This is a genomic window from Streptomyces sp. HUAS MS02, from assembly GCF_055702265.1.
Genome location: NZ_CM146747.1, coordinates 5,273,818 through 5,296,526, shown reverse-complemented (window position 1 = coordinate 5,296,526; position 22,709 = coordinate 5,273,818). Strand labels below are relative to the sequence as shown.

Here is a 22,709-nt window from a genome sequence, read left to right as displayed (position 1 = left end):
GAAGCCGTTGCCTGAGGCCGCGCGCTACGGGGCTTCCGGCGACGGATCCGCGGGTGGGTGCGGTGCGCGTGTGTCGGAGCCGGGTGGTGGACCTGGACGTCGGATGCGCACCGTCCCCCCGTCCAGGTCCACCCGGAAGGGCGGGTCCTCGGCCGGCCTGACGTTCTTGCGTACGCGTTCCTGTTCCATGCCGCGCCTGACGGCCTGGGCTCCGGGGTCGATCTCCTGGACCAGTTCGGCACCGAGGGACGACAGAGTCTTGGTCCTGCGCCAGTAGATCCAGCCCCTGGCCTCCATGGCCAGCAGGACGCGATCCGCGAGGAGGAGGCAGAGGCCGAGCACGACGACGCCTCCCGCGATCAGCGGCACCGTATCCATGGATCAGCGTCCCGCCTTCGGACGAACCGTCTTCGGACGAACCGTCCTCGGACGAACGGCCCTCGGACAAACGGCCCAGCGGCGCGGTGCCCGACGTACGCGGGGAGGTAAGAACGCGTCCATGGCCATCAGCCTACTGAGCGGCGGGCGGTGGGCAATGGGTGGCCGAGGCAGCGGAGCGCGGAGCACGAACCGGGGAACTCGAAACAGGGAACTCGAAACAGGGAACGTGAACGGAAGCGGGGAGCCGGGAGCGTTGAGGGGCGGTGGACAAAGATCGTGTGGGCCGGAGACTGGGGTCATGACCACCGCCGACACTGACGCCAAGGCCGACCTCCTCCGCTATCTGCAGTCCGCCCGCGATGCCCTGGTGTGGAAGCTCGACGGGCTGTCGGAGTACGACGCCCGCCGCCCGATGACACCGACCGGCACCAACATCCTCGGGCTGCTGAAGCACGCCGCCGGTATCGAACTGGGCTATCTCGGCGACACCTTCGCGCGCCCGTCGGGCGAGGCGTTGCCCTGGCTCGCCGATGCCGCCGAGCTCAACTCGGACATGTGGGCCACCGCCGCCGAGTCCCGCGAGGACATCGTGGGCCTCTACCGCCGGGCCTGGGTCCACGCGGACGCCACCATCGACGCGCTGCCGTTGGACACCGTCGGCCGGGTGCCGTGGTGGCCCGACGACCGGGACGAGATGACGCTGCACCACGCCGTCGTCCGCGTGATCGCCGACACCCACCGGCACGCCGGGCAGGCCGACATCCTCCGGGAACTCATCGACGGCGCGGCGGGCATAAGCGAGGGCAGTCCCAGTCTCCCGTCCAACGACCCGGCGTGGTGGGAGGAGTACCGGGACCGGGTGGAACGCGCGGCCAAGGAGGCCGACGGAAAGGCTCCGTAATTCCGGCGGAATACATATTGCCCGGCCCTGCCCCCACCCCTTATCGTGGGCGCATGACTGCCGGGTCGGCCTTGTGCCGTGAGCGGATGGGTTACCCGGCCTCCGAGTGAGGCCGGGGCGGGCCAGGAGCCCGCCCGTTGAATTCCGCGCGCTCAACATCTGCCTCCAACACCGTTCTCACCCCTCGGTGTTGCTGCCGCGCGCGTCGAACCCCTTGCGCCATCCGCGCCTCACCTCACCACACCACAGCGCGCCCTATTTCGCCGCACGTTCTGTCGGCACACATTCCGTCGGCGAATGTTCCGAACATTACGAACATTCCTTCAGCACGCATTCCGTCGACACGAATCCCTTCAGCGTGCATTGAGTACGCATGCATTCCGTCGGCAACACGCTGAACCGCGCGCCGTGGCAATCACCCCTGCCCGCATTCCGCGACGAACCAACGAACCGTGTCGCCCTCAACCCCGAAAGCAGAGAATGCCCAACCCCTTCAACCAGCAAGTCATCGACGAATTCCGCGCCCGTCACGGCGAGGTCGGCGGCTACTTCGAAGGCGCCCGCCTGATCCTCCTGACCACCACCGGCGCGCGTACCGGCAAGCGGCACACGACTCCCCTCGGCTACCTCCCCGACGGCGACGGCACGATCCTGGTCATCGCGTCGGCCGGGGGCTCGCCCAAGCACCCCGACTGGTACCGGAACATCACGGCCGACCCCCGGGTGACCGTGGAGACCGGGGCCTTCACCTACGAGGCCGAAGCCGTCGTACTGCACGGCGAAGAGCGGGACCGGGCCTTCGCACGAGCCGTCGAGGACGAGCCGGGGTGGGCCGAGTACCAGGCGAAGACGGACCGTACGATCCCGGTCGTCGCCCTGCGCGAGGTCCCCGTGGCCGGCCCGCCGAACATCAACGCCGACTCCATGGGCGAGGCCCTCAAGGTCGTCCATGACGCCTTCCGGCGCGAACTCGGACTGATCAAGAAGGAGTTGACCGCCAGCGGCGGCAGGGCCGGCCTCGGTGCCCAGCTCCGCGTCAACTGCCTCACCTTCTGCCAGGGTCTGCACAACCACCACGACGGCGAGGCCATGGGCCTGTTCCCCTTCCTGGGGGAACGCCACCCCGAGCTGGCCCCGACCCTGAGCCGCCTCCACGAGGAGCACGAGCGCATCACCGTCCTCGTCGAGGAACTGCGCCGGGTGGTGACGGCCGAGGACGCCGCCCCCGCCGCCGTACTCCCCGAGGTGGAGCGCCTCGTCGAGGACCTCGAAGCCCATCTCGCCTACGAGGAGGAGCAGTTGATCCCAGTCCTGGAGGCCGCGGCGAAGCCCGAGGAGTGGGGGGCGGAGCGCGAGAGCGAGACCGTAGACTCGTGAGGGCGGCGGCGCGGAGGCGGGCCCGTCGAACCGCGTGAAGCACCGACGAGCGGCGCACACCTCTGCACGTCACCTCACAGCGCATGCCCATACCGTCACCCACAACGCACGCCCGTACGTCAGTCACCACGGCAACGCACGGGCGTGCACCACGTCCAGACGCGACACCGCCCGGGTGAGGACGACGTACAGGCGGTGCAGCCCCCGTTCCTCGGCCTCCGCGATCGCCGCCGGTTCGACGACCACGACATGGTCGTACTCCAGGCCCTTCGCGACGCCGGCCCCCAACACAGCGACCCGCGAACGTAGTTCGTCCGGCCCACCCGTCGTGATCCCGGCCTCGTCGAGCGCCTGACGCAGCCGTACGACATCGGGCCCATCGACCGCGATGACCCCGACGGACCCCTCACACCCGAGCGCGTCCCGCACGGCGGCCACGACCTCGGCGACGACGCCATCGGCGACGACGCCCTCAGCCACGACGTCCTCTCCGCGAACGCTCCTGATCCGCAGCTCCCCGTCCCTCCGCAGGGACCGGGCGGCCGGCACCTCCACCCCCAGCCTCCCCAGCAACCCGTTCGCCAGTCCCACGACGGCCTGCGGCACCCGGAACCCGGTGGTCAGAGGAACGACACGGGCGCCCGGCTTGCCCAGGTGGGCAAGGAGTCCGGGCCAGTCGCGGGCGGCCCACGGCGTCGTGCCCTGGGCCAGGTCGCCCAGGACGGTCACCGACCCGTAGGCCGCCCGGCGGGCGATCGCGCGGCACTCCATCGGGGAGAGATCCTGAGCCTCGTCGACGACGACATGGCCGTAGCCGTCGGGGTGGGCGAGGAGCCCCGCGACCTCGTCGAGAAGGACGAGATCGGCGGCCGACCAGCGAGCCGACCGCCAGGTACGCGGCGGCTTCGCCCAGCTGACGGCCTTCTGCTCGTCCGCGTCGAGCAGCCCCTCCGCCACGTCCGCGAGCACGTCCGGGTCACCGAGCAGCCGCGCCACGACCTCCTCCGGCCGGACCTTCGGCCATACGGCGTCCACGTACGCGCCGACCGGCCGCGACCGCGAGATCCGGTACAGCCACGCGTTCGGGCGGGGCCCGGCCCGCCGCTCCGCCTGCTCCTGCAGCAGCCGGACCACCCGCGCCCGGACACGCTCCCGCCCGACGTCGTACGGCAGTTGCTCGGCCCGTACGTCCGTCACGATCCGCCGCAGCTCGTCCCCGGCCACCCGCCAGCGGTACGAGCCCTCCGCCAGGACGAGGGAGTCGAACGCCCCCGACGCCCTCGACGCCCCCGACCGATCCAACCCGTTCCCGGATTCGCCGCCGCCCGCGACCCCGCCGCCCGCTACCCCGACGTACAGCGCACGCCGGAGCACCTCCGCCATGCGCGCGTCGTGCTTCACCACCGCCGCCCGCTCCTCGTCCCACGCCCTCACCTCATGCCGGGCGATCTCGTCCGTGACCGTCGACTGCCGTACGCCCGTCTCGCCCAGCGCGGGCAGCACCTCCGCGATGTACGAGAGGAACGTGCGGTTGGGGCCGAGGATCAGCAGTCCGCCGCGGCGGATGCGCTGGGGGTGGGTGTAGAGCAGGTACGCGGCGCGGTGCAGCCCGACGGCCGTCTTGCCGGTGCCGGGGGCGCCCTGCACACAAACGGAGGTCGCGAGGTCGGCCCGCACCAGATCGTCCTGCTCGGGCTGGATGGTGGCGGCGATGTCCCGCATCGGCCCGAGCCGGGGCCGCTCGATCTCGGCGGCGAGGAGGCTGCCCGGGGAAGCCGCAGCAGAGGCGGGGCGTGGGTCGTCCGGGGCGGGCGCCCGGCGTTCCAGATGCTCGTCCTCCAACCCCGTCAGGTCCGCCGAGTCCCCCCGGCTCCCCGGCGCCCACCCGAAGCGGCGTCGGACGGCGACGCCCTGGGGATCACGGGAACTCGCCTGGTAGAAGGCCCGCGAAACCGGGGCCCGCCAGTCCACCACGAGCGGCGGCACGGCCGGGTCCTCGCTGATCCGCAGCCGCCCCAGGTGATAGCTCTGCCCGGCGTGGTCACCGGGGGCCCGAGCGGCGAAGTCGAGCCGCCCGAAGAACAACGGCCCCTCCGGCAGCTCGCGCATCTCCTTGGCCCGGCTGCGCAGCCGGTACCCGAGCACCTCCGCGTCGGCGCCCGAGGCGGAGACGTCCTCACCGACGACGACCTGCTCGTCCGCCCCCTCGACCATGGCGGCGAGAGCGGCACGGCAGGTGTCGTGGTACGCGCGTTCATGGGCCAGGGCGTCCTGGAGGAGGGCCACATCGGCGACATCAGCGGCAGGGTCAGCAGCGTCAGCGGGGTCGGCAGGGTCGGCGGATGCGCGAGGAGGCGTCATTCCGCCGAGCGTACCGAAAAAAATGTAACCGAGTTAAATTTATTACCGAGGATCGCAATTCCTCGGTGCGAACCCCCTTCATCACACCCCGAGCGGCAGGGCCCCCTCCAACCGCCCGAACACCCGCACGGCGGCCGCGACGGCGTCCCGCTCGACCTCCTCGACCGGCTCCCCCCGCTCCACCCGCCGCCGGTTCTCCTCCGCCAGCACCCGCCGTACGGTCACGATCTGCCCGGCGGCGACCCGCGCGTCGAGCCCGCCCCCGAGCACCTCGGCCAGCGCTGCCTCGGCCCGCTCCAGATGGCCGTACGCCCGCGCCACCAGCGACGGCGTCCCGTAGAGCAGCCGGTGGAACGCGAGCACCTGCGGATGGTCGTTGAGCCCGGTCACCGGGTCCCGCCGTGCCAGTCCCTCCAGGAAGTGCGCCCGCACCGCCCCCACCACGGACTCCCCCGCGGCCCGGCCCGCGACCACCCGCGCCGTCTCGTCCTCGTGATCGGCGATCCGGTATAGGACGAGGTCCTCCTTGGCCGGGAAGTACCGGAAGAGCGTCGGCTTGGAGATCTCCGCCGCCGCGGCCACCTCGGCCACGGACACCGCGTCGAACCCTTTCTCCAGGAACAGCCGGATCGCCACGTCCGACACCGTCTCGTACATCCGCAGCTTCTTGCGCTCCCGCAGCCCGCTCCGCTGCGGGCTCAGGCTCCCACCGCCGCCCCCACCGCCCCCGCCGCGTCCGCTCCCGCTCTCACTCATGCCGTCGAGCCTAGGCACTACCGGCGGGTGTCCGGAGCCACCGGGTGAGCGCGGCCTCGATCGCCGGCACGCCCGGGACCTGTTCGACACCCAGGGGGTACGCGCCCCTGCTCAGCACGTCACGGAGCGCCCGGCTGGCGCGGCGGAGCAGGGCCTGGTACGCCGGGCGATCCGCCGTGGGCGCGAGGCGGAGCGCCTGTGAGGTGCGGATGACGTCGGTGAACACCGACTGCGCCTTCTTGTAGTCGAGGAGTTTCGGCAGGTCGTCCTGCCAGCCTCGGGAGCTTCCCGGGCGGACGCCCTCCACGAGCGCGCACCAGCGTTCCGTCATGCGCCGTTCCTGTTCCCGCGGGTAGCGCATCAGGTAGAGGTGGGTGGCGAGGTCGTAGAGCGGGTCGCCGAACATCGCGAGTTCCCAGTCGATGGCCCACAGCCGCCGCTCGCGGTCGACGACGAGGTTCTCCCGGTGAAGGTCGGCGTGCAGGAGGCAGAAGGGGCGCTCGCTCAGGCCTGACACGTGCTTCCTGAGCTGCTTGAAGGAGTCGTGGTCCAGATGCAGATCCGCGAACAGGTCCCCGTACTCCGGCAGGTTCTCCCCGTACACCCGGTCCTCGGTGAAGCAGATCAGCCGGTCGAGGAATCCCGCGCTGTCGCTCTCCCGCGCGCGGTCCTGCCCCTCGCACCTCCGCTTCACCAGCAGGGTGCGAGGGCGTACGGCGACCAGTTGCCGGAACAGGGTGAGGATCTGCTCGAACTGCTCCTCGGGGACGGTTGTGCCGGACGCGTGGAGCGCCCCGAGCGTCTCTCCCTCGATGAACCGCTGGAGGACGGTGCCCTCGACCTCGATGAGGTCGGGAATGTTGTCGATACGCCCCTGAAGCTCGGTGAGCAGGCGTTCCTCCGAGTCGAAGCAGCGCCGGTCGAACCACAGCAGGCTCTCGCGCGGCTCACGGCACTTCCAGCGTCCGCCCTCCCCGACACCGGCCTCGGGCGGCAGGCGGAAGACATAGGTCTCGTGGTGGTAGCCGCTGAGCGGTCCCTCCACCTCACCCGGGTCGGCGCTCATCTCACCGGCGCGGCGCCGCCCCGTGGAATCCGAATCAGCTGGCATCGCCCGTTCTCTCGCCGTGGTCGCACCCGTGGTGAAATCCAGGAAGTGGAGGCACGTTACTCCTTCGTGGGCGAGCATCGTGCCAGAAGCCAGGCATTGGCAGGCGGCCTTCCACCACTTGAACGCTCACGCGCCCCGCCCCGTACTGACACGCGTCGCGCGCCTGTCCGAAGGTGTCCCACCCACGGGTCGGGCGGTCGGCTGCACCACACTGACCCCGATGAGTGCCATGAACCCCACCCTTGACGAGACGACCGAGCCGCCCCGGTCACGCGGGCCGCTCGGCAGGGCCGAAGCCGTCCTCCTCGACTTCGACGGCCCGGTCTGCGATCTGTTCGCCGGACGGTCGACCGGGCCCGTCGCCATGGAGATCAAGGCCATGGCGCGGAAGAAGTGGAATGCGCTCGCCCCCGCCGTGGAGGCGTGCGACGACTCGCACGGCGTCCTCCAGCTCCTCAGGGACATGCTGGACCACGACGGGGGCGCCGCGCTCGACCCCGCCGTCCTGCGCACGGCGAGCGACATCGTCACGCGGTACGAGGCCGAGGCCGTGGGCCGCGCGGTGCCGGCACCGGGGGTCCCGCTGCTGCTGGACACCCTGTCGGGGGAGGGGAAACGGCTGGCGATCGTGACGAACAACGCCGAAGGACCTGTACGCGATTTCCTCGAACTTCACGGGATGTCCCGCAGGTTCGAGGCGGTCTGCGGCCGCGACCGCTCGTCGTCGCGGCCGTGTCCCTCCGGGTCGAACGACAGCGCCTGGCCCTGTGGGCCGCGCTCGTCTTCGTCCTCCTCATGGTTCAGGCCTGATCCGGCAGTTGCGTGCGCAGGACGTCCAGAACCGGCTTCAGTGAGTTCACCGTGTGGGCCAGGGGGACGCCGACGTCCAGGAGGGCCTTGAGCTTGCCCTCGTTACGCGCGTAGCCCAGGAAGGGGACGCCGGCGTCGCGGGCGGCCTCGAAATCGGTGGGGGCGTCGCCGAGCATCAGGGCGCGGGACGGTTCGGCGCCCATCGCGTTGAGGGCCAGGCGCAGGGTGTGGGGGTGCGGCTTCATCCGGTCGAGGTCGCGCGTACGGCCGTAGATGTACGGGAAGCAGTCGGTGAGGCCCCGGGTCGCGATGTAACGGGCGGCCGCCAGCGCCGAGTTGTTGGTGGTGATGGCGAACCTGGCCCGCCGGGACCAGGTCCGGATGAGCGGGTCGGCCCAGGTGGTGGGGTACGCCTTGGGCGCGGCGGTCAGCTCCTGCTGGGTGAGCCACTTCTCCACGTCGATGATCAGGTCGCTGCTCGGATGGCGCCGGGCCAGCCCCAGGAGGACCACCTGCGGGTCGGCCGTACTCCGCTCCCGCTCCGTCAGCAGACCGCCCAGCCCGCGCCTGTCGATCAACTCCACCAGGTCTCGCGCCACTTGGTGCGCGGGGTGCCCGGAAAACAGTCGACAGATCGGCCCGTCCAGGTCCCAGAGCACGAAGCGGACGGGTGTGATCAGTTCTCGAAGGGCCGCTGCGGCCGCTGTCTCTTCTGTCACCGGTTCAGTCTGCGCCGTATCAGCCGTGTCAGGAGTCACTAGGAGAGTGTCAGGTCCGTCGTGATGGTTTCCCAGAGGGCGTTGAACCATTGCTGCGACTGCTCGACGAAGGCGGCGTCCCGGGGGCCGGTCTCCTTCTCGAAGGAGAAGAGGAGGGACTGGGTGCCGAAGGCGTCGTACATCTCCAGGGGGCCGTCCGCCATCTGCTCCTCGCGCTTCATGAGCATGTAGTAGGCGATCAGGGCCTCCCGGCCGTTGAGGAGGTAGAGCTTGACGGGCGGCGTGAAGGGCAGAGCCCGGAACGTCACGCGGACGTCGAGCTTGTGCGAGGTGCGCAGGGCCTGGAGGTTGTGGCGCAGGACGCGGATCTGGGCGTTGCGCTGGTCGAGCCAGCGCTTGTGGACGGGATCCTCCTCGTCGTCCTCGCCGCGCCCCTCGACCGGCACCGGGAACGCCAGGTTGATCTTTCGGGAGGGCAGGAGGATACGGACGTCGATGGACTCCGGGCGGATCGTTCCCTCGTGGATACGGCGGACCGGTTCGCCGAGGGCCAGCATCAGGGTCTCGGCGGTGAGACAGGCCGCGTCGATGCGGACGTGCGGCGCGGAGAAAGCCTCGGCCAGACGGGGGCCGAGGCCCACCATCGTCGGCTGGGGCTCGTTGCCCGCGTGGTGGCCGACCTCGGCGACCCGGGGCGGGCTCCCCTTGCTCACGTTGCTCAGCAGCCCGTCGTCCTGCAACGCGCGCAGGGCCTGACGGACCGTGCCGCGCTCCACGCCGAACTCCTCCGCCAGTTCGGCCTGGGTGGGCAGGCGCTCGCCGGGCCGGAGGTCGCCGCTGCGGATGCGCTCCCGCAGGGTGGCGGCGATCTCCTGGGACGAGAGCTTTCTGCTGCCGTTCACTGCAACGTTCTCCTGGGTCACGACCAAACGCTACAACTCTCACCCATCTTTGGGGAGTTCACGGGAAGGTGGTTATGAACATAGACCAAGTGGGAACCATTTAAACAAAGTTGGCCGCCAACTTGGTCAAGTTGGCAGAGTTCTCCCCCACACCGCTTCCGCACCGCCCCGCCCGCGCCAGCCCCTCGGAGGAGGTACCACCATGCCCGCTGCCATCGCCCTCGTCTCCGCCCTCGCCGTCATCGCCTTCCAGCGCTTCGTCGAGTGGCGCTACGGCACCCTGGGAATCGTCGGCCTGCTGTTCCTCACCATCGGGCTGAAGGCCAACAACCACACGTGCAGCTCGATCGGAGCGGTCATCCTCGCGGTGATGTTCGCCGGACCGGCGATGTGAGGCGACGCGCTCTCGAGCAGGAGGAAGCCGGTGCCGGCGGCCGTCAGCCGGTGGCCGTGGACCGTCAGCTCGTGAGCAGCAGGTCCGAGCTGATGGTGTCCCAGAGCGCGTCGAACCACAGGCGGGACTGTTCCACGAAGGTCGTGTCCCGGGGCTCGGCGACCGCGCTCCGCTCGAACGCGAACAGCGTGGACTGAGTGCCCTCGGCGTCGTACATCTCCAGCTGCTCACTGTCCACTTCGGCCTCCTTCCGCTGCACCGTGTAGTACGCGAACAGCGCCTCCCGCCCGTTGAGGAGGTACAGCTTCACGGGCGGTGTGAAGGGCAGCGCGCGGAAGGACACATGGACGTCCACGCCGTGCGTGGACCGCAGGGCCAGCAGGTTGTGCTTGAGGACCTGGCCCTGGGCGTTGCGCTGGGCCAGCCAACGGCGCTGCAGCCGGCCGTCGACGGACGCGTCGACCGGGGCCGGGAAGGCGAGCGGGATGTCCCGGCTGGGCAGCATCACCCGGACATCGACTCTGGCCGGTTTTATGCGCCCCGCGTGAATCTCGCGCAACGGCTCACTCACGGCGAGCGTGAGGGACACGGAGGTCAGACAGAGCGCGTCGATCTTCACGTGCGGGGCCGCGAAGGCGGCGGATATGCGAGGGGCAAGCTCCACCATCGTCGGCCGCGGGGCCGCTCCCGGACCGCCGACGGCCGCCGTGCCCAGGCGTGGGGCGACAGTCGCCGGGCTGCCCTTGGAAACGTTGGTGAGCAGGTGCTCCGACTGCAGGATGCGCAGGGCCTGGCGCACGGCGCCGCGCTCGACGCCGAACTCGTCGGCCAGCTTCGCCTGTGTGGGCATGCGCTGTCCCGGTCGCAGCTCGCCGGACCTGATCCGGCCGCGCAACACGTCGGCCACCTCGTGGTGTGACCTCTGGGGCCGCTGTGACGACTTCCGCCCATCGACGGCCGTGCGTTCCCGCTCCACGCACAAACACTACAACTTCTCGCCATCTTTGGGCAGTTCGCGGGAAGGTGGTTATGAGACGACTCCAAGCGGAGATAAGTAAGGTGAAGTTGGTCGCCAACTTTCGCAACATGGTTAAACTTTCGGATGGTTGGTGACTCTGGCAACTGCCGCCGACCATCACCCAGACCGACCGATCGACCTCCCTTCCGGAGGGGAGCCGGGAGTTCGACCGGTCCGCACCGTCACAACTGAATGGCTCAGCCACAACTGAATGCGCAGCCACAACTGAACAGCTACGGATACGCGCACCCTCACCCAGAAAGGTCAGAAGATGTCCGGGCACCACGGGCGCCTGGACGTCCGCAGCAGGGCGTCGGCCATGGCGGCGGCGCCCTTCCGCTGTTCCCGGGCCCGGCCCAGCGCGGTGAGCCGTGCGGCCGACTCGTCGCCCAGCCACAGCGTCGCCAGGTCCCCGGCTTCCAGGACGAGGTCGCCGTCCTCGCTCGTCGGCACACAACTCGCCCCGTCCGGGCCCGCGTCCAGCCGGTACCGCCCGTCCGCGAAGCCTCCCCGGTCCACGACCTCCAGCACCAGCGTCCCGGTCCCCGCGTACGTCCGCGCCTCCAGCGCCCGTACGACGTCCAGGATCCGTACCCACATCCAGTCCGCGTGGGTGGTGACGCTCACGGCGCGCGGGTCGGGGAAGAAGTGCGGCAGGAGGTCGTCGGGCGCCCGCCAGCCGCACTTGACCTTGGTGATCCAGTCGATCGAGCAGAGGTAGTGCCACAGGGCGCGCTCGGCGGCCGGACTCGTCGCGATCAGCCAGTTGACGTCGGCCGTGTTCTGCGGCTGCTTCATCTGCCAGGTGTCGTCCGCCTCGTACGAGACCATGCCCTCGACCTCGCCGGCCGCCGAGCGGTACACCGCGTAGAACGGCTCGGTCCAGGAGCCGGACACACGCAGGTCACCGGTGTTGATCCGCCACCAGCGCTCGTCGCGGCTCACCGCGCCGGGTTGCGCGGCGCGCAGGCGGTCGTGGAGGGCGGGGCCTAGCGCGCGTACGGCCGCGCCGTCGACGAGGTCGACCCGGCCGCCGTCCGCCGGGCCGGACCAGCGGGGGTCCAGGCCGGTGCGGGGGACGTCGATGGTCCACTCCGTGGTCCAGGTGGCGGGGCCGAAGCCGTAGCGGCCGTAGATGGGGTACTCGGCGGCGATCAGGGTCGCGACGACGTCACCGCGGTCCCTCGCGGCGGCCAGGTCGTGGGCCATCATCCGGGTGAGCAGGCCTCGGCGGCGGTGGGTGGGGCTGACGGTGACGTTCGTGATGGCGTCGGCGGGGACGGTGCGGCCGCCGACGGCGGTGAGCTCCTGGGGGAAGGAGCGGAAGGTCGCCACGGGCTGGTCGGTGGGGGCGGTCGGGTCGAACGCGGCGAGCGTTCGGGACGGGTCTATGTGGAACGAGCGGTCCTTGAGCTCCTGGGGGGTCAGGGTCTCCGGGGCTCGGAGGAAACCTGTGTTCAGAGCGTTCAGCCAGGCCGGGATCTCGTCCTCGGTGACGGGGCGTACGGCTGTGTCGTGGGAGGGGCTCATGGGGTCACGCTAGGGGGGTGGCGGCGCGCTGTCTCCGGGTTTTCCGCCCCCGCCGCCCCTACCCGTCCCAACCCCAGGGGCGGTGCCCCTTCGACCCCGTCCGCGGGCCCGGTGGGGCTTCTCGCGCAGTTCCCCGCGCCCCTGAAAAGCAGGGGCTGCGCCCCATGCTTTTCGATGAAGGGCCGAAGGCACCTTCAGGGGCACGGGGAACTGCGCGACCAGCCCCCACTCACCCGCACCCGCACCCGCACCCGCACCGACAACAACACCCGCCCGCTACGTCAGCAGATCGTCCACCTGAGCCTCACCCTCCCGGTAGCGGCGGGCCATCTCCGCGCTGCAGTCGTCGGCCGTGCGCTGCAGGTGCTGGCGGCGGCCGGAGATCTGCTGCTCGTGGTGGACCAGACGGGCGAGGCCCGCCGTGAGTTCCTCGTCGGTGCGGGCCTGGAGGTCGGAGAGTTCGACCTCGTCCAGCATCTCGGCGGCCAGCCGCCGGTACTCCTCGCCGCGCGGCGTGCCCACGGTGACATGGCGGGCCGAGGACCGCTGCCGGGCCGGCGCGTCCGTGAGGATCGCCGAGAGCCGGTCGACGAGCGCCGAGGGCTCCGCCGAGCCCGGGGCCCCGGAGTCGGCCGCCGCACCGCCCCTGCGGGTCAGTTCGGCGCGCAGGATGTCGATACGGCCCTGGAGCAGCCGCCGCAGATAGCTGAGGTCGGCCTCGTCCCGCTGGGCGTCCCGGCGCAGGGTGCGCAGTTCGGGCAGCCGCAGCCGGGACAGTTCGGGCTCGGCCGGGTCCGGCGGCGGCAGTGGTCCGCTGTCCGTACGCTGAACCGGTGGCCGACGGACGCCGGGGCCGGGCCCCGGCGTCGTACGGGTAAATGTCGCAGTGCCCGGGGGCTGCCCGGTACTCGATGTGCTCATGCGCCTCAACCGTCCCCTCGACCGGTGTGTGTGAGCATCGTGCCACTCTCCGTGGCCACTTTGTGACCGAGTCCCCGCGATCCACCCCAGATGGGCGGTAATGGATCAATGAGAAAGACCGGGCAAAGCGCTCTTCAAACCCCCGAGATCACAAACCCCCCGTAAGGGGGACCCCCTCGCGTACGGCTGATGGACGACGGCGGCATCATGGTCGGCATGCGTGCGGTGGTGCAGAGGGTCGACGGCGCGAGCGTCGTCGTGGACGGTGAGACGGTCGGTGCGATCGAGGGCGAGGGGCTGTGCGTCCTCGTGGGGGTGACGCACGACGACACCAAGGAGAAGGCGGCGCAGCTGGCGCGCAAACTGTGGTCCGTGCGGATGCTGCACGACGAGAAGTCGTGCAGCGACGTGGACGCGCCGCTGCTGGTGATCAGCCAGTTCACGCTGTACGGGGACGCGCGCAAGGGCCGGCGGCCGACGTGGAACGCGGCGGCGCCCGGTGACGTCGCCGAACCGCTGGTGGACGAGGTCGTCGCACAGCTGCGGGCGCTGGGGGCGACGGTGGCCACGGGACGGTTCGGCGCGTCCATGCGGGTGTCCCTGACGAACGACGGCCCGTTCACGGTGCTGTTGGAGATGTGACGCGCGGTGGTGGAGATGTGACGCGCGCTGGTGGGGACTGGTGGGGATGTGAGGCGTCCGAGGGCCGCCTACGGCTCGACCACGACCTCCTGCGCCGCCGCCGTGGTGTCGGCCATCAGCCTCGCGTCGACCGGGATGTTGCGCTTGACCAGGGCCAGCGCCACGGGCCCCAGTTCGTGGTGGCGTACGGACGTGGTGATGAAGCCGAGCTTGCGGCCGTCGGGGCCGTCGTCCGCGAGCCGGATCTCCGCGCCGCGCGGCGGGAGGTGCACCTCGCTGCCGTCCAGGTGGAGGAAGACGAGGCGGCGCGGGGGCTTGCCGAGGTTCTGGACCCGGGCAACGGTCTCCTGGCCCCGGTAGCAGCCCTTCTGCAGGTGCACGGCCGTGCCGATCCAGCCCAGCTCGTGCGGGATCGTGCGGTGGTCGGTCTCGAAGCCGAGGCGGGGCCGGTGGTGCTCGACCCGCAGCGCCTCGTACGCGAGCAGACCGGCGGCGGGGCCGGCCTTCTCCGCGTACGACTCCAGGTCCGCGCGCGGCAGGAACAGATCACGGCCGTACGGCGTCTCGCGGACGACCGTGCCCTCCGGGACCTCGGCGATCGAACCGGCCGGGAGGTGGACGACCGCGAAGTCGCCCGTGCGGTCGGCCACTTCGACCCGGTAGAAGAACTTCATCGACTCCAGGTAGGCGAGCAGCGCGTCCCGGGTGCCGGGCTCGATGTGCGCCCAGACGGTCGTGCCGTCGTCGACCAGGTACAGCGCGTGCTCGATGTGACCGTTGGCGGAGAGGATCAGCGCCTCGGTGGCCTCGCCGGTGGGCAGCTCGCTGACGTGCTGGGTGAGCAGCAGGTGCAGCCAGCTGAGCCGGTCCTCGCCGGAGACGGTGATCACGCCCCGGTGGGAGAGGTCGACGAATCCGGTGCCGTCGGCGAGGGCGCGCTGTTCACGGAACAGGTCGCCGTAGTGGGCGGCGACGCCGTCGTCCACACCCTCGGCGGGGACGGCGCCAGGCAGGGACAGCAGAGGGCTTTTCATATGCCTAAGCCTACGACTTGGTATTTGAAGCCTTGAGTGTGCAGTTCTCGCACCGGCCGAAGATCGCGAAGTGCTTCATGTCGGTGTCGAACCCGAAGGTCTCGCGCAGCTGGGCCGTGAACGCCGCCGCCACGCCCACGTCCGCCTCGATGACGTTCTCGCAGTCCCGGCAGACCAGATGGATGTGGTGGTGCCGGTCGGCGAGGTGGTACGTCGGCGCCCCGTGCCCCAGGTGGGCGTGGCTGACCAGCCCGAGCTCCTCCAGGAGTTCAAGGGTCCGGTAGACCGTGGAGATGTTGACCCCCGACGCGGTCTTCCGCACTTCCCCGAGGATGTCGTCGGGAGTCGCGTGCTCCAGGGTGTCCACGGCTTCGAGCACGAGCTGCCGCTGCGGCGTCAGCCGGTAGCCACGCTGCCTGAGATCACTCTTCCAGTCGGTGCTCACCACACGTCGAGTCTAGAACTACGCCAGCCACCCAGGGAGCCGTCCCGGGTTTGCGCTCAGGTCATCGACGCTCTTCAATCGCCCACCGGTGGTCCGATTCGACACCGTGGTGGTGTCGAATCGCCAGGACAGGCAGCGATCATCAAACGGCTGAGCCGCCCCCGTACGAAACGTGGTCGGAATCCGCCACCTTCCGCAGCACATGGAGTGCGGGCTGCCCAGACAGACCGCGAGCCGGTTCGCCGCCTCGTTGCAGGAGCGCAGGGTCACTTCTGGTGCCTCCGCCTGCTGAGACGTCTCGCGCGCTACTTGAAGAAGGCGATGCCGTCGTCCGGCATGTCGTCCGGGAGGGCCTTCGCCCAGCGTTCGACGTCCTCGGGGGTGACGACCTTCTTCAGGTGCGCGGACATGTAGGGGCGCAGCTCGACATCGGGGGTGGCCTTCTCGCCGACCCACATCAGGTCGCTGTTCACGTAGCCGTAGAGCCGCTTGCCGCCGCTGTAGGGGCCGGAGGCCGCCGTGCGGGCGACCGCGTCCGTGACCACGTCGATCTGCGGCTTCTGCTTGGCCAGCTCGCCGTACCAGACCTCGACGACACCGTCGTCACGGGTCATGACGATCTCGACCTTGCGGTCGGCGTCGATGCGCCAGAACCCGGACTCGGTCTCCAGCGGACGGACCTTGTTGCCGTCCTTGTCCAGCACCCAGGTGTGGGAGTGGTACTCCAGGAAGTCCCGGCCGTCGTGGGAGAAGGTGATCTCCTGGCCGAAGTTGCACTTCTCCGCACCGGGGAAGTCGTGGACGCCCGCGCCCGCCCAGTCGCCGAGCAGAAAGGCGAGGGGGACGAGGTCCTTGTGCAGGTCGGACGGGATCTCGATCATCGGTTCTTCCTAGCAGTGGGTCAGCGCTGGCCCTGGTACAGCTTCTTCACGGTCAGACCGGCGAAGGCGAGAACGCCGACGGCGACCAGGACCAGCAGGATTTCGAAGAAGAGTTCCACGGGGTGCTCCTCGGATGAGCGGGGTTCGGTACTGCACAAGGCCGGGCCCCAGCTTACGCGGCCGGGGCCGGGGCCTCGCCGTGAGGTGGTCCCCTTCCGGCTCCGCGGGCGTCAGCTCAGCAACTGGCTCTGCAGCACCACGGTCTGCTGGAAGGGCAGGGCCTCGGTGCCGCCCTTCCGGGACTGCACGATCAGCGCGAGGGTATCGCCCGCCGAGAGGTATGCCTGGCGGACCTGTTCCTTGCCGTACGGCTTGCCCTCGACGTAGGCGGCACGCTCGACGTCGGCAAGGTCGGAGCGGGGGGCGAAGTCCTCGTCCCGGCTGAACACCCCGTCCGACCCCCGGACGACGTAACGCGGGCTGTTGTAGTCGGTCAGCTTGTCCGAGTACAGCGCGTCCGCGACGGCCGCCGTACCGAATCGCAGCAGATAGATCCGTGTGTGCGTGCCGTCGGGCATGGTCCAGCCCCGGGCGGCGACGTGGCGCAGCCCGTGGTCGGTGAACATCTGCCCGAGGCTGTCCAGGTCGTCCTCCGGTTCGTACTCCTTGAGGAAGTCCTCGGCCGGCAGCCAGCCGTCGGCACCGGCGAGTGCCTTGTCGGCCTTCGCCCCTTTCGGCGCGGGGAGTACGAGTTCGCGCAGGTCGGCGTAGTGCGCGCCGGCCTTGTTCTCTTCGGCGAAGGGGGCCGGGCTGCCGGAGGGCAGCGGGGGGAGAGTCAGCTCGGGGTACTCCCAGCGGCCGTCCGGCTCGGTCGCGAGTCCCGGTACGTCCGTACGCTCCATCCGCGTGATCCCGTACCCGGTGGCCGCGCCGACCGAGGCGAACACCACGAGGGCGGCCGTCCACCGCAGAGCCGCCCGGAGCCCTCGGAGTGCCCGGCGATCCCTGCGCGGAGCCGTACCGGTTCCGGCCGCAGGCCCCGTCTCAGTCCTCGCCTCCGTCTGCGCATCCGTCTGTGCCTCTGTCTGCGCCACCGCCTGGGCCGTCGTCCGCGTCTCCGGCGGCGGCGACACGTCGAGCGGCGCCGGGGGCGCGGGTGCCGGGGCCACCGTCGCCCGCTGTGGCTGTTCCGTCTTCTCGGTCATACCGCCTCCCCCGGCTCGGTGATCCGGTCGAGCTGCTCCCGGACGAGCCGCGCGACCTTCTTGGTGTCCAGCGGTCTGACGCCGTAGGCGTTCACGGTGACGACGACGTCCCCCTGGACCGCCTGACAGAGCATCGCGTCGATCTTCAGGTCCGCCTCCTTCGGCGGCAGGAAGCAGTGCGCTTTCTTGTAGCCCTCGATCTCGGGGCCCTTGCGGAACACGTCCAGGATCTCGATGAAGGCCTTCTGGAAGGCGGCGCTGTCCCGGGCCGCCTTCCTGTCCATCCGGACGAGTTCGACGCTGACGGTGAAGGGGTCCTCCTGGTAGTACGAGCCGCCATCGCCGAGATAGCTGCGCATCGCCAGGCCCTGGATGTCCTGCTTGTCGATCTGCCGGGCCAGTCGGCGCCGCTCGGAACGGGGCAGGTCGCTCAGGGACTCCTTGCGCAGCGCCGCTGCCTCGCCGCCGTCGAGCGCGGAGTCCGAGCCGAACCCGCCGATGTCGGGACCCCGGGTCCAATCATCGTCGTACGGCACGAGCATCCCGGCCAGCCCGGAGGAGCCGCCGGTGACGGCCGTCTTCTCGGCCTTCTCCTTCTCTGTTTTCGGCAGTTTCCAGACGGGCGCGCCCGCGTCGCGGTCGGCGTTCTGCACGTTCACCACGGTGAAGCAGACTCCGGCGACGACCGAGACGGCCAGCAGCACCGAGCCGGCGACGGCGGCGAGACGGCCCGGGCTCATCCGCTTCCGCGCCGTCGGGGCGGCCACGACGGTCGTCCCGCCCTCCGGTTCGACGTCTCCGATCAGCCCGCCCGCGGGGGCCGTGGCGCCGATGGCCGCGATGTCGGTGGCCGCTGCGCCCGTGGGCGCGGTGTCGGGAGCGGCGTCCGCGCGGTCCTGCGGGTTCTCGCTCACAGCCGCTCCATCTGTCGCTCGGCCAGGTCCATGATCTTCTTCTTGGACAGGGGCCGGGTGTCGCTGACCCAGATCGACATCATGATGTCGCCGCGCCAGGCGAACGCCTCGGCCACGTAGAACGGCTGGTAGCCGGGCTCCGTGTGCGGGGTGTTGCGCACATAGGCCATGCCGTCGCCGGTACCGGGGACGGGCCAGCTGTCGGTGTCCGCGTCCTGACCGGCCCAGTAGTACGCGCCGTCGGCGAAATCCGCCGCGCCCAGCTGCTCCTCCTGGTGGAACTGCACGAGGCGGATCTCCACGACACCCGTCGAGCCCTTGGCCCAGCCGGTGATCGCCGCACGGCGGAACTCCCCGTCGACGAGGTCGATGAAGGCTCCGGCGGGCTTCTTGTAGTAGCCGGCCAGACCAGCCAGATCGAGCCAGCCGTCGGTCTCTCCCCGGAGGGGGAGCTCACGTGTGCCACGCGGCTTGTCCAGCAACAGTTCGCGCAGGTCGCCCTCGGTCCTCACCTTGGGGTCGCGAGCGGCGGACAGCGGCTCCGGCCCTTCGCCGTCGGCCCGCTTCAGCGACGGCTGCGAGAGCGGGGGCAGCGCGGTGGGCTCCCGGTCGGCCTGCACCAGATAACCGGCACAGGTCCCGGCCACCAGCCCCAGTACGGCCGCGGCGGAGATCAGCAGCGCCGTACGTCCCCTACGTCGCGTGCGCGCGACGGGCGCCGCAGGCACCTCGGGCCCCACGGGCACCTCAAGCGTCATGGGCATCAAGGGCGCTGTCGGCGAGACGATCGCGTCATGGTCGACCGACACCCCGGGGGTCGCAGAAGCCCGCGGCGCTTCGGAAGCCCCCGGCGCTTCGGGTCTTTCCCCTGGTTCCAAGACGTTTCCCCCATCACACATGAAGCACGGAACGCGTATCAGCGGACAGGAGACCACGGACACCGGCACAGGGTTGCCCCGGAAATGATCACGATTCGGACTACCATTCGATCCATGGCGAAGAAGCTCGTGATCAAGGTGACGGCGGGAGCGGACGCTCCCGAGCGGTGCTCGCAGGCGTTCACGGTGGCGGCGGTGGCCGTGGCCAGCGGGGTGGAGGTGTCCCTGTGGCTGACCGGCGAGTCCGCGTGGTTCGCGCTGCCGGGCCGGGCCGCCGAGTTCGAACTGCCGCACGCCGCCCCGCTCCCCGACCTTCTCGACTCGGTTCTCGCGGGCGGCCGGCTCACCCTGTGCACGCAGTGCGCCGCCCGCCGCGACATCACCGAGAAGGACGTCATCGAGGGCGTCCGGATCGCGGGGGCGCAAGTGTTCGTGCAGGAGGCGCTGGCGGACGACGCCCAGGCACTCGTCTACTGAGCGCCGAGGGCCTTCGCCCGGCTACGGCCTGGGCCGTCTCCTGCCGTCCAGTTCGTCCCACCACTCGTCGGACTTCGGGTCGCCGGAGGGGTCGTCCCACCAGCGGTCGTCGGGGCCGCGCCGGTTGGCGACGACCGCGGCGAGCGGCGGGATGACCATGGCGACCACGCACATGCCGACCGCCACCGGGACCGACCAGAGGCGTACGACGCCCCAGGCCAGAACGAAGAGGGCCAGGCACGTACCCATCATGGCGAAGTAGGCGTGACGCCGGCGGGCGTACATGTCTCCAGCGTAGGCCCGCGCACGGCGGAGGGCCGTACCCCGGTTCGGACATCCTGGGTACGGCCCTCCGCCGTATCGGAACCACCGCCTCAGACGGCGATCGCGACCTCCGCCAGGCCGCCCTTCTCGGCGACGACGACGGTCCGGTCGGCGGTGCCGCCGGGGACGAGCGCGCGGACGGTCCAGGTGCCCTCGGCCGCGTAGAAGCGGAACTGGCCCGTCGCGGAGGTCGGGACCTCCGCCGTGAACTCGCCGGTCGAGTCCAGCAGACGGACGTAGCCCGTCACCGGCTCGCCGTCGCGGGTCACCTGACCCTGGATCGTGGTCTCACCGGGCTTGATCGTCGAGGCGTCCGGGCCGCCGGCCTTCGCTCCACACATGTCTTTCTCCATAAGGGGTCTGACCGGAGGAAGGCCGGTCGGGACGAACGGGGTGTGCGGGTACCGCTGGTGGTGCTGTTTGTGCTGTTTGTGCTGTTTGTGCTGGTGGTGCTTACTTGTTGGCGCCGAGCTCGATCGGGACGCCGACGAGGCTGCCGTACTCGGTCCAGGAGCCGTCGTAGTTCTTGACGTTCTCGACACCGAGCAGCTCGTGCAGGACGAACCAGGTCAGCGCGGAGCGCTCACCGATACGGCAGTAGGCGATGGTGTCCTTCGCCAGGTCCACCTGCTCCTCGGCGTAGAGCTCCTTGAGCTCGTCGTCCGACTTGAAGGTGCCGTCGTCGTTGGCGTTCTTCGACCACGGGATGTTGCGCGCGGACGGGACGTGGCCCGGACGCTGCGACTGCTCCTGCGGCAGGTGGGCCGGGGCGAGCAGCTTGCCCGAGAACTCGTCGGGCGAGCGCACGTCGACCAGGTTCTGCGAGCCGATCGCGGCGACGACGTCGTCACGGAAGGCGCGGATCGCGGTGTTCTGCGGCTTGGCCTTGTACTCGGTGGCGGGGCGCACCGGCACCTCGTCGGTCAGCTCGCGGGCGTCGAGCTCCCACTTCTTGCGGCCACCGTCGAGCAGCTTGACGTTCTCGTGGCCGTACAGCTTGAAGTACCAGTAGGCGTAGGACGCGAACCAGTTGTTGTTGCCGCCGTAGAGGACGACGAGGGTGTCGTTGCCGATGCCCTTCTCCGACAGGAGCTTCTCGAAGCCCTCCTGGTCGACGAAGTCACGGCGGACCGGGTCCTGGAGGTCCTTGGTCCAGTCGATCCGGATCGCGTTCTTGATGTGGTTCTTCTCGTACGCGGTGGTGTCCTCGTCGACCTCGACGATGGCGATGTTCGGGTCGTCGAGGTTGGCCTCGACCCAGTCGGCGTCGACCAGGACGTCGCTGCGGCTCATGCTCTTTCTCCTCCGGGGCAGTTGCGGCGGTGTGCGGGGGCCTCCGGCGGTTCGGCCGGGGGGCGCGCAGGGGTGGGCCCTGGCTGGAAACAGGGCGGGCATCTGGGAACGCGGCGGCAGATTCCGTCGCTCAGAAGGGGCGACAGAGCATGGCGGCGACGCGGCACAGGTCTACTGCCCGCCGCTTCGTGAGATCCGCCTGTCGCTTCATGAGTGTCGATCGTAGGGACGGACAGGCGGGCGTGTCACCGGCATGTCGTATTCTGAGACGCGATCGTCCGGAATGTGGGATGAAGTGACTGTCGAGGCTGCGGTGGCGGGGCCGACGGGCCCCTGTAGCCGTCGTCACATCTACGGTACGGACGGCGGCGTCTCGCCTTTCGGACGCGGACGCGGACGGCGCCGACAAGCGCGGCCCGTCGCCGGCCGACGAGGGGGCGAGCCGATCCTCGTCCTACCCCGCCAGCTTGACGTTCGAACCCTTGACCGTGATCTCCACGCCGTCCGGCGCGGCCTCGACCTTGTCGAGCTTGATGCCGCCGGGGAGGTCGTCGATGGCCTGCTGGAAGTCGGTGATGGAACGGACGACGTTCTCGGCGAGGTCGGCTCCGCCCAGGCTGGGCAGGGAGTCGGCCTGCACCTCGACCCTGTCGCCCTTGACGCTGACACTGCTGAGGACCGAGACGGTCTGGGGGTCGAGGGCCGGCGGGTCGATCTCGACGTTGACCTTGATCTTGCCCTTGCCGCCGTCGGAGAGGCCGACGACGCGGGCGGTGAAGCCGAGGCCGACGTCGGTGGGCTCCGACTTGGCGGCCTTGAGGAGTTCGTCGTATCCGATGGTCGCGGTGCCGTTGGCACTGTCGGCCGTGGCGGAGCTGTAGTCGCTGGAGAAGGCGACGCCGCGCATGTTCGCCTGCAGGTCGGCGATGCGGATGCTCTCGCCGGGCTTGCCGGTGCTCGCCTCGAAGTTCTCGATGCCGACCTCGACGTCGTCGAGTTCGCCGCCCGCGACCTGGGTGAGGAAGGGGAAGCCCTTGATGGACACGTCCGGGGTGGTCGTCAGGCCCTCACTGGCCTTCAACTGCTGGGCCGCCTCGTCCTCGGCGAAACCGACGGCCAGGCGGTCCGCGGCGACGAAGAGGCCGCCCAGGATCACGGCGACGATGACAAGTATTCGCAGTGCGCGCATGTCTCGGTGTTCCCCACGTTGTCCGCTTGACGGCCGCGGGCCGGTGGCCGTTCTGCCCGAGGGTAATCGTGGGGCTGTCGGGGTGGAGTGGGTTCGTGTGCGTTGTTGATCACCTGTGACAGGAGCCCCCGGCGCGCCTCCCGGGTCCCTCGCCCCCGCCGCCCCTACCCGTCCCGTCCCAGGGGCTGCCGCCCCTTCGACCCCGCTCGCTTGTCGGTCGTCCGCGGGTCGGTGGGGCTTCTCGCG

Annotated in this window: 26 protein-coding genes; 6 read left to right on the top strand and 20 right to left on the bottom strand. The window is 70.2% G+C overall.

Translation table 11 applies throughout. From position 1 onward, the window contains the following. Positions 1–24: 24 nt before the first annotated feature. Entirely contained in the window at positions 25–378 is a 354-nt protein-coding gene (locus ACZ9QC_RS22805) for a hypothetical protein (protein WP_472914810.1), read from the bottom strand. 301 nt (positions 379–679) lie between these two features. On the opposite strand from ACZ9QC_RS22805, the gene ACZ9QC_RS22800 reads away from it, so the two are divergent. Further along, on the top strand, positions 680–1,282 hold the full coding sequence (locus ACZ9QC_RS22800; protein ID WP_472914809.1) for a DinB family protein: 603 nt from the start codon (positions 680–682) through the stop codon (positions 1,280–1,282). A 480-nt stretch (positions 1,283–1,762) separates the two neighbouring features. Continuing rightward, positions 1,763–2,659, top strand: a complete 897-nt coding sequence (locus ACZ9QC_RS22795; RefSeq protein WP_472914808.1) for a nitroreductase/quinone reductase family protein — start codon at positions 1,763–1,765, stop codon at positions 2,657–2,659. 123 nt (positions 2,660–2,782) lie between these two features. Here ACZ9QC_RS22795 and ACZ9QC_RS22790 read toward each other — a convergent pair whose 3' ends face one another. The 4 genes from ACZ9QC_RS22790 to ACZ9QC_RS22775 form a co-directional block, all read right to left on the bottom strand. Then, positions 2,783–5,020 (bottom strand): HelD family protein, encoded by a 2,238-nt coding sequence (locus tag ACZ9QC_RS22790; protein WP_472914807.1) that lies wholly within the window; start codon positions 5,018–5,020, stop codon positions 2,783–2,785. Positions 5,021–5,101: 81 nt separating this feature from the next. Then, the gene (locus ACZ9QC_RS22785; RefSeq protein WP_472921766.1) at positions 5,102–5,677 is read right to left on the bottom strand and encodes a TetR family transcriptional regulator; all 576 of its coding nucleotides are present in this window, start codon (positions 5,675–5,677) and stop codon (positions 5,102–5,104) included. A gap of 109 nt (positions 5,678–5,786) precedes the next feature. After that, on the bottom strand, positions 5,787–6,887 hold the full coding sequence (locus ACZ9QC_RS22780) for a phosphotransferase (protein WP_472914806.1): 1,101 nt from the start codon (positions 6,885–6,887) through the stop codon (positions 5,787–5,789). A gap of 268 nt (positions 6,888–7,155) precedes the next feature. Then, positions 7,156–7,563 carry a hypothetical protein gene (locus ACZ9QC_RS22775; protein ID WP_472921990.1) on the bottom strand — a complete coding sequence of 136 codons (408 nt, stop codon included), beginning with the start codon at positions 7,561–7,563 and terminating at the stop codon, positions 7,156–7,158. On the opposite strand from ACZ9QC_RS22775, the gene ACZ9QC_RS22770 reads away from it, so the two are divergent. After that, positions 7,450–7,788, top strand: coding sequence for an HAD family hydrolase (locus tag ACZ9QC_RS22770; RefSeq protein ID WP_472921765.1), 339 nt, complete (start codon positions 7,450–7,452; stop codon positions 7,786–7,788). The genes ACZ9QC_RS22775 and ACZ9QC_RS22770 overlap by 114 nt on opposite strands. On the opposite strand, the gene ACZ9QC_RS22765 is transcribed toward ACZ9QC_RS22770, so the two are convergent. Further along, the gene (locus tag ACZ9QC_RS22765) at positions 7,688–8,506 is read right to left on the bottom strand and encodes an HAD family hydrolase (RefSeq protein WP_472914805.1); all 819 of its coding nucleotides are present in this window, start codon (positions 8,504–8,506) and stop codon (positions 7,688–7,690) included. The genes ACZ9QC_RS22770 and ACZ9QC_RS22765 overlap by 101 nt on opposite strands. Then, positions 8,455–9,345, bottom strand: a complete 891-nt coding sequence (locus ACZ9QC_RS22760; protein WP_472914804.1) for a GntR family transcriptional regulator — start codon at positions 9,343–9,345, stop codon at positions 8,455–8,457. Before ACZ9QC_RS22760 ends, ACZ9QC_RS22765 begins: the two co-directional genes overlap by 52 nt. 175 nt (positions 9,346–9,520) lie before the next feature. Here ACZ9QC_RS22760 and ACZ9QC_RS22755 point away from each other — a divergent pair, with 175 nt between their 5' ends. Continuing rightward, positions 9,521–9,712, top strand: coding sequence for a hypothetical protein (locus tag ACZ9QC_RS22755; RefSeq protein WP_215456424.1), 192 nt, complete (start codon positions 9,521–9,523; stop codon positions 9,710–9,712). Positions 9,713–9,776: 64 nt separating this feature from the next. On the opposite strand, the gene ACZ9QC_RS22750 is transcribed toward ACZ9QC_RS22755, so the two are convergent. The 3 genes from ACZ9QC_RS22750 to ACZ9QC_RS22740 all read right to left on the bottom strand — a co-directional run bounded on the left by ACZ9QC_RS22750 (position 9,777) and on the right by ACZ9QC_RS22740 (position 13,181). Continuing rightward, positions 9,777–10,619, bottom strand: a complete 843-nt coding sequence (locus ACZ9QC_RS22750; RefSeq protein WP_472914803.1) for a winged helix-turn-helix domain-containing protein — start codon at positions 10,617–10,619, stop codon at positions 9,777–9,779. Between the two features lie 375 nt (positions 10,620–10,994). After that, positions 10,995–12,260: a GNAT family N-acetyltransferase gene (locus ACZ9QC_RS22745; protein ID WP_472914802.1), complete on the bottom strand. Its 1,266-nt coding sequence runs from the start codon at positions 12,258–12,260 to the stop codon at positions 10,995–10,997. A gap of 276 nt (positions 12,261–12,536) precedes the next feature. After that, positions 12,537–13,181 (bottom strand): RsiG family protein, encoded by a 645-nt coding sequence (locus ACZ9QC_RS22740; RefSeq protein WP_472914801.1) that lies wholly within the window; start codon positions 13,179–13,181, stop codon positions 12,537–12,539. Between the two features lie 216 nt (positions 13,182–13,397). Here ACZ9QC_RS22740 and dtd point away from each other — a divergent pair, with 216 nt between their 5' ends. Then, on the top strand, positions 13,398–13,823 hold the full coding sequence (gene dtd / locus ACZ9QC_RS22735; protein WP_215457916.1) for a D-aminoacyl-tRNA deacylase: 426 nt from the start codon (positions 13,398–13,400) through the stop codon (positions 13,821–13,823). Positions 13,824–13,891: 68 nt separating this feature from the next. On the opposite strand, the gene ygfZ is transcribed toward dtd, so the two are convergent. The 6 genes from ygfZ to ACZ9QC_RS22705 all read right to left on the bottom strand — a co-directional run bounded on the left by ygfZ (position 13,892) and on the right by ACZ9QC_RS22705 (position 19,066). Further along, a complete protein-coding gene (ygfZ, locus tag ACZ9QC_RS22730) occupies positions 13,892–14,857 on the bottom strand; it encodes a CAF17-like 4Fe-4S cluster assembly/insertion protein YgfZ (RefSeq protein WP_472914800.1) in 966 nt (321 codons plus the stop codon). 10 nt (positions 14,858–14,867) lie between these two features. Next, positions 14,868–15,305: a Fur family transcriptional regulator gene (locus ACZ9QC_RS22725; RefSeq protein WP_472914799.1), complete on the bottom strand. Its 438-nt coding sequence runs from the start codon at positions 15,303–15,305 to the stop codon at positions 14,868–14,870. Positions 15,306–15,607: 302 nt separating this feature from the next. Continuing rightward, entirely contained in the window at positions 15,608–16,183 is a 576-nt protein-coding gene (locus ACZ9QC_RS22720; protein WP_472914798.1) for a heme-binding beta-barrel domain-containing protein, read from the bottom strand. A gap of 230 nt (positions 16,184–16,413) precedes the next feature. Beyond that, a complete protein-coding gene (locus ACZ9QC_RS22715; RefSeq protein WP_472914797.1) occupies positions 16,414–17,388 on the bottom strand; it encodes a hypothetical protein in 975 nt (324 codons plus the stop codon). Further along, positions 17,385–18,302 (bottom strand): hypothetical protein, encoded by a 918-nt coding sequence (locus ACZ9QC_RS22710; protein ID WP_472914796.1) that lies wholly within the window; start codon positions 18,300–18,302, stop codon positions 17,385–17,387. Before ACZ9QC_RS22710 ends, ACZ9QC_RS22715 begins: the two co-directional genes overlap by 4 nt. Then, positions 18,299–19,066, bottom strand: a complete 768-nt coding sequence (locus ACZ9QC_RS22705) for a hypothetical protein (RefSeq protein WP_472914795.1) — start codon at positions 19,064–19,066, stop codon at positions 18,299–18,301. Before ACZ9QC_RS22705 ends, ACZ9QC_RS22710 begins: the two co-directional genes overlap by 4 nt. Before the next feature lie 228 nt (positions 19,067–19,294). Here ACZ9QC_RS22705 and ACZ9QC_RS22700 point away from each other — a divergent pair, with 228 nt between their 5' ends. Beyond that, positions 19,295–19,657, top strand: a complete 363-nt coding sequence (locus tag ACZ9QC_RS22700) for a DsrE family protein (RefSeq protein WP_059084269.1) — start codon at positions 19,295–19,297, stop codon at positions 19,655–19,657. 21 nt (positions 19,658–19,678) lie between these two features. Here the strand turns inward: ACZ9QC_RS22700 and ACZ9QC_RS22695 are convergent, their stop codons facing one another. The 4 genes from ACZ9QC_RS22695 to ACZ9QC_RS22680 form a co-directional block, all read right to left on the bottom strand. Continuing rightward, positions 19,679–19,942: a DUF3099 domain-containing protein gene (locus ACZ9QC_RS22695; protein ID WP_005476872.1), complete on the bottom strand. Its 264-nt coding sequence runs from the start codon at positions 19,940–19,942 to the stop codon at positions 19,679–19,681. A gap of 89 nt (positions 19,943–20,031) precedes the next feature. Beyond that, on the bottom strand, positions 20,032–20,322 hold the full coding sequence (locus ACZ9QC_RS22690) for a DUF1416 domain-containing protein (RefSeq protein WP_184892349.1): 291 nt from the start codon (positions 20,320–20,322) through the stop codon (positions 20,032–20,034). A 112-nt stretch (positions 20,323–20,434) separates the two neighbouring features. After that, positions 20,435–21,274: a sulfurtransferase gene (locus ACZ9QC_RS22685; protein WP_184892347.1), complete on the bottom strand. Its 840-nt coding sequence runs from the start codon at positions 21,272–21,274 to the stop codon at positions 20,435–20,437. 454 nt (positions 21,275–21,728) lie between these two features. Beyond that, positions 21,729–22,463 carry an LmeA family phospholipid-binding protein gene (locus ACZ9QC_RS22680; RefSeq protein ID WP_472914794.1) on the bottom strand — a complete coding sequence of 245 codons (735 nt, stop codon included), beginning with the start codon at positions 22,461–22,463 and terminating at the stop codon, positions 21,729–21,731. Positions 22,464–22,709 lie beyond the last annotated feature (246 nt).

Bases quoted from the DNA above. Each gene is read 5' to 3' on its own strand.
- ACZ9QC_RS22680 (WP_472914794.1), bottom strand. From the start codon at position 22,463: ATGCGCGCACTGCGAATACTTGTCATCGTCGCCGTGATCCTGGGCGGC.
- ACZ9QC_RS22795 (WP_472914808.1), top strand. From the start codon at position 1,763: ATGCCCAACCCCTTCAACCAGCAAGTCATCGACGAATTCCGCGCCCGT.
- ACZ9QC_RS22785 (WP_472921766.1), bottom strand. From the start codon at position 5,677: ATGTACGAGACGGTGTCGGACGTGGCGATCCGGCTGTTCCTGGAGAAA.
- ACZ9QC_RS22705 (WP_472914795.1), bottom strand. From the start codon at position 19,066: ATGCCCATGACGCTTGAGGTGCCCGTGGGGCCCGAGGTGCCTGCGGCG.
- ACZ9QC_RS22805 (WP_472914810.1), bottom strand. From the start codon at position 378: ATGGATACGGTGCCGCTGATCGCGGGAGGCGTCGTCGTGCTCGGCCTC.
- ACZ9QC_RS22685 (WP_184892347.1), bottom strand. From the start codon at position 21,274: ATGAGCCGCAGCGACGTCCTGGTCGACGCCGACTGGGTCGAGGCCAAC.
- ACZ9QC_RS22695 (WP_005476872.1), bottom strand. From the start codon at position 19,942: ATGTACGCCCGCCGGCGTCACGCCTACTTCGCCATGATGGGTACGTGC.
- ACZ9QC_RS22715 (WP_472914797.1), bottom strand. From the start codon at position 17,388: ATGACCGAGAAGACGGAACAGCCACAGCGGGCGACGGTGGCCCCGGCA.
- ACZ9QC_RS22720 (WP_472914798.1), bottom strand. From the start codon at position 16,183: ATGATCGAGATCCCGTCCGACCTGCACAAGGACCTCGTCCCCCTCGCC.
- dtd (WP_215457916.1), top strand. From the start codon at position 13,398: ATGCGTGCGGTGGTGCAGAGGGTCGACGGCGCGAGCGTCGTCGTGGAC.
- ACZ9QC_RS22700 (WP_059084269.1), top strand. From the start codon at position 19,295: ATGGCGAAGAAGCTCGTGATCAAGGTGACGGCGGGAGCGGACGCTCCC.
- ACZ9QC_RS22745 (WP_472914802.1), bottom strand. From the start codon at position 12,260: ATGAGCCCCTCCCACGACACAGCCGTACGCCCCGTCACCGAGGACGAG.
- ACZ9QC_RS22800 (WP_472914809.1), top strand. From the start codon at position 680: ATGACCACCGCCGACACTGACGCCAAGGCCGACCTCCTCCGCTATCTG.
- ACZ9QC_RS22780 (WP_472914806.1), bottom strand. From the start codon at position 6,887: ATGCCAGCTGATTCGGATTCCACGGGGCGGCGCCGCGCCGGTGAGATG.
- ACZ9QC_RS22765 (WP_472914805.1), bottom strand. From the start codon at position 8,506: ATGGTTCAACGCCCTCTGGGAAACCATCACGACGGACCTGACACTCTC.
- ACZ9QC_RS22790 (WP_472914807.1), bottom strand. From the start codon at position 5,020: ATGACGCCTCCTCGCGCATCCGCCGACCCTGCCGACCCCGCTGACGCT.
- ACZ9QC_RS22755 (WP_215456424.1), top strand. From the start codon at position 9,521: ATGCCCGCTGCCATCGCCCTCGTCTCCGCCCTCGCCGTCATCGCCTTC.
- ACZ9QC_RS22690 (WP_184892349.1), bottom strand. From the start codon at position 20,322: ATGTGTGGAGCGAAGGCCGGCGGCCCGGACGCCTCGACGATCAAGCCC.
- ygfZ (WP_472914800.1), bottom strand. From the start codon at position 14,857: ATGAAAAGCCCTCTGCTGTCCCTGCCTGGCGCCGTCCCCGCCGAGGGT.
- ACZ9QC_RS22740 (WP_472914801.1), bottom strand. From the start codon at position 13,181: ATGAGCACATCGAGTACCGGGCAGCCCCCGGGCACTGCGACATTTACC.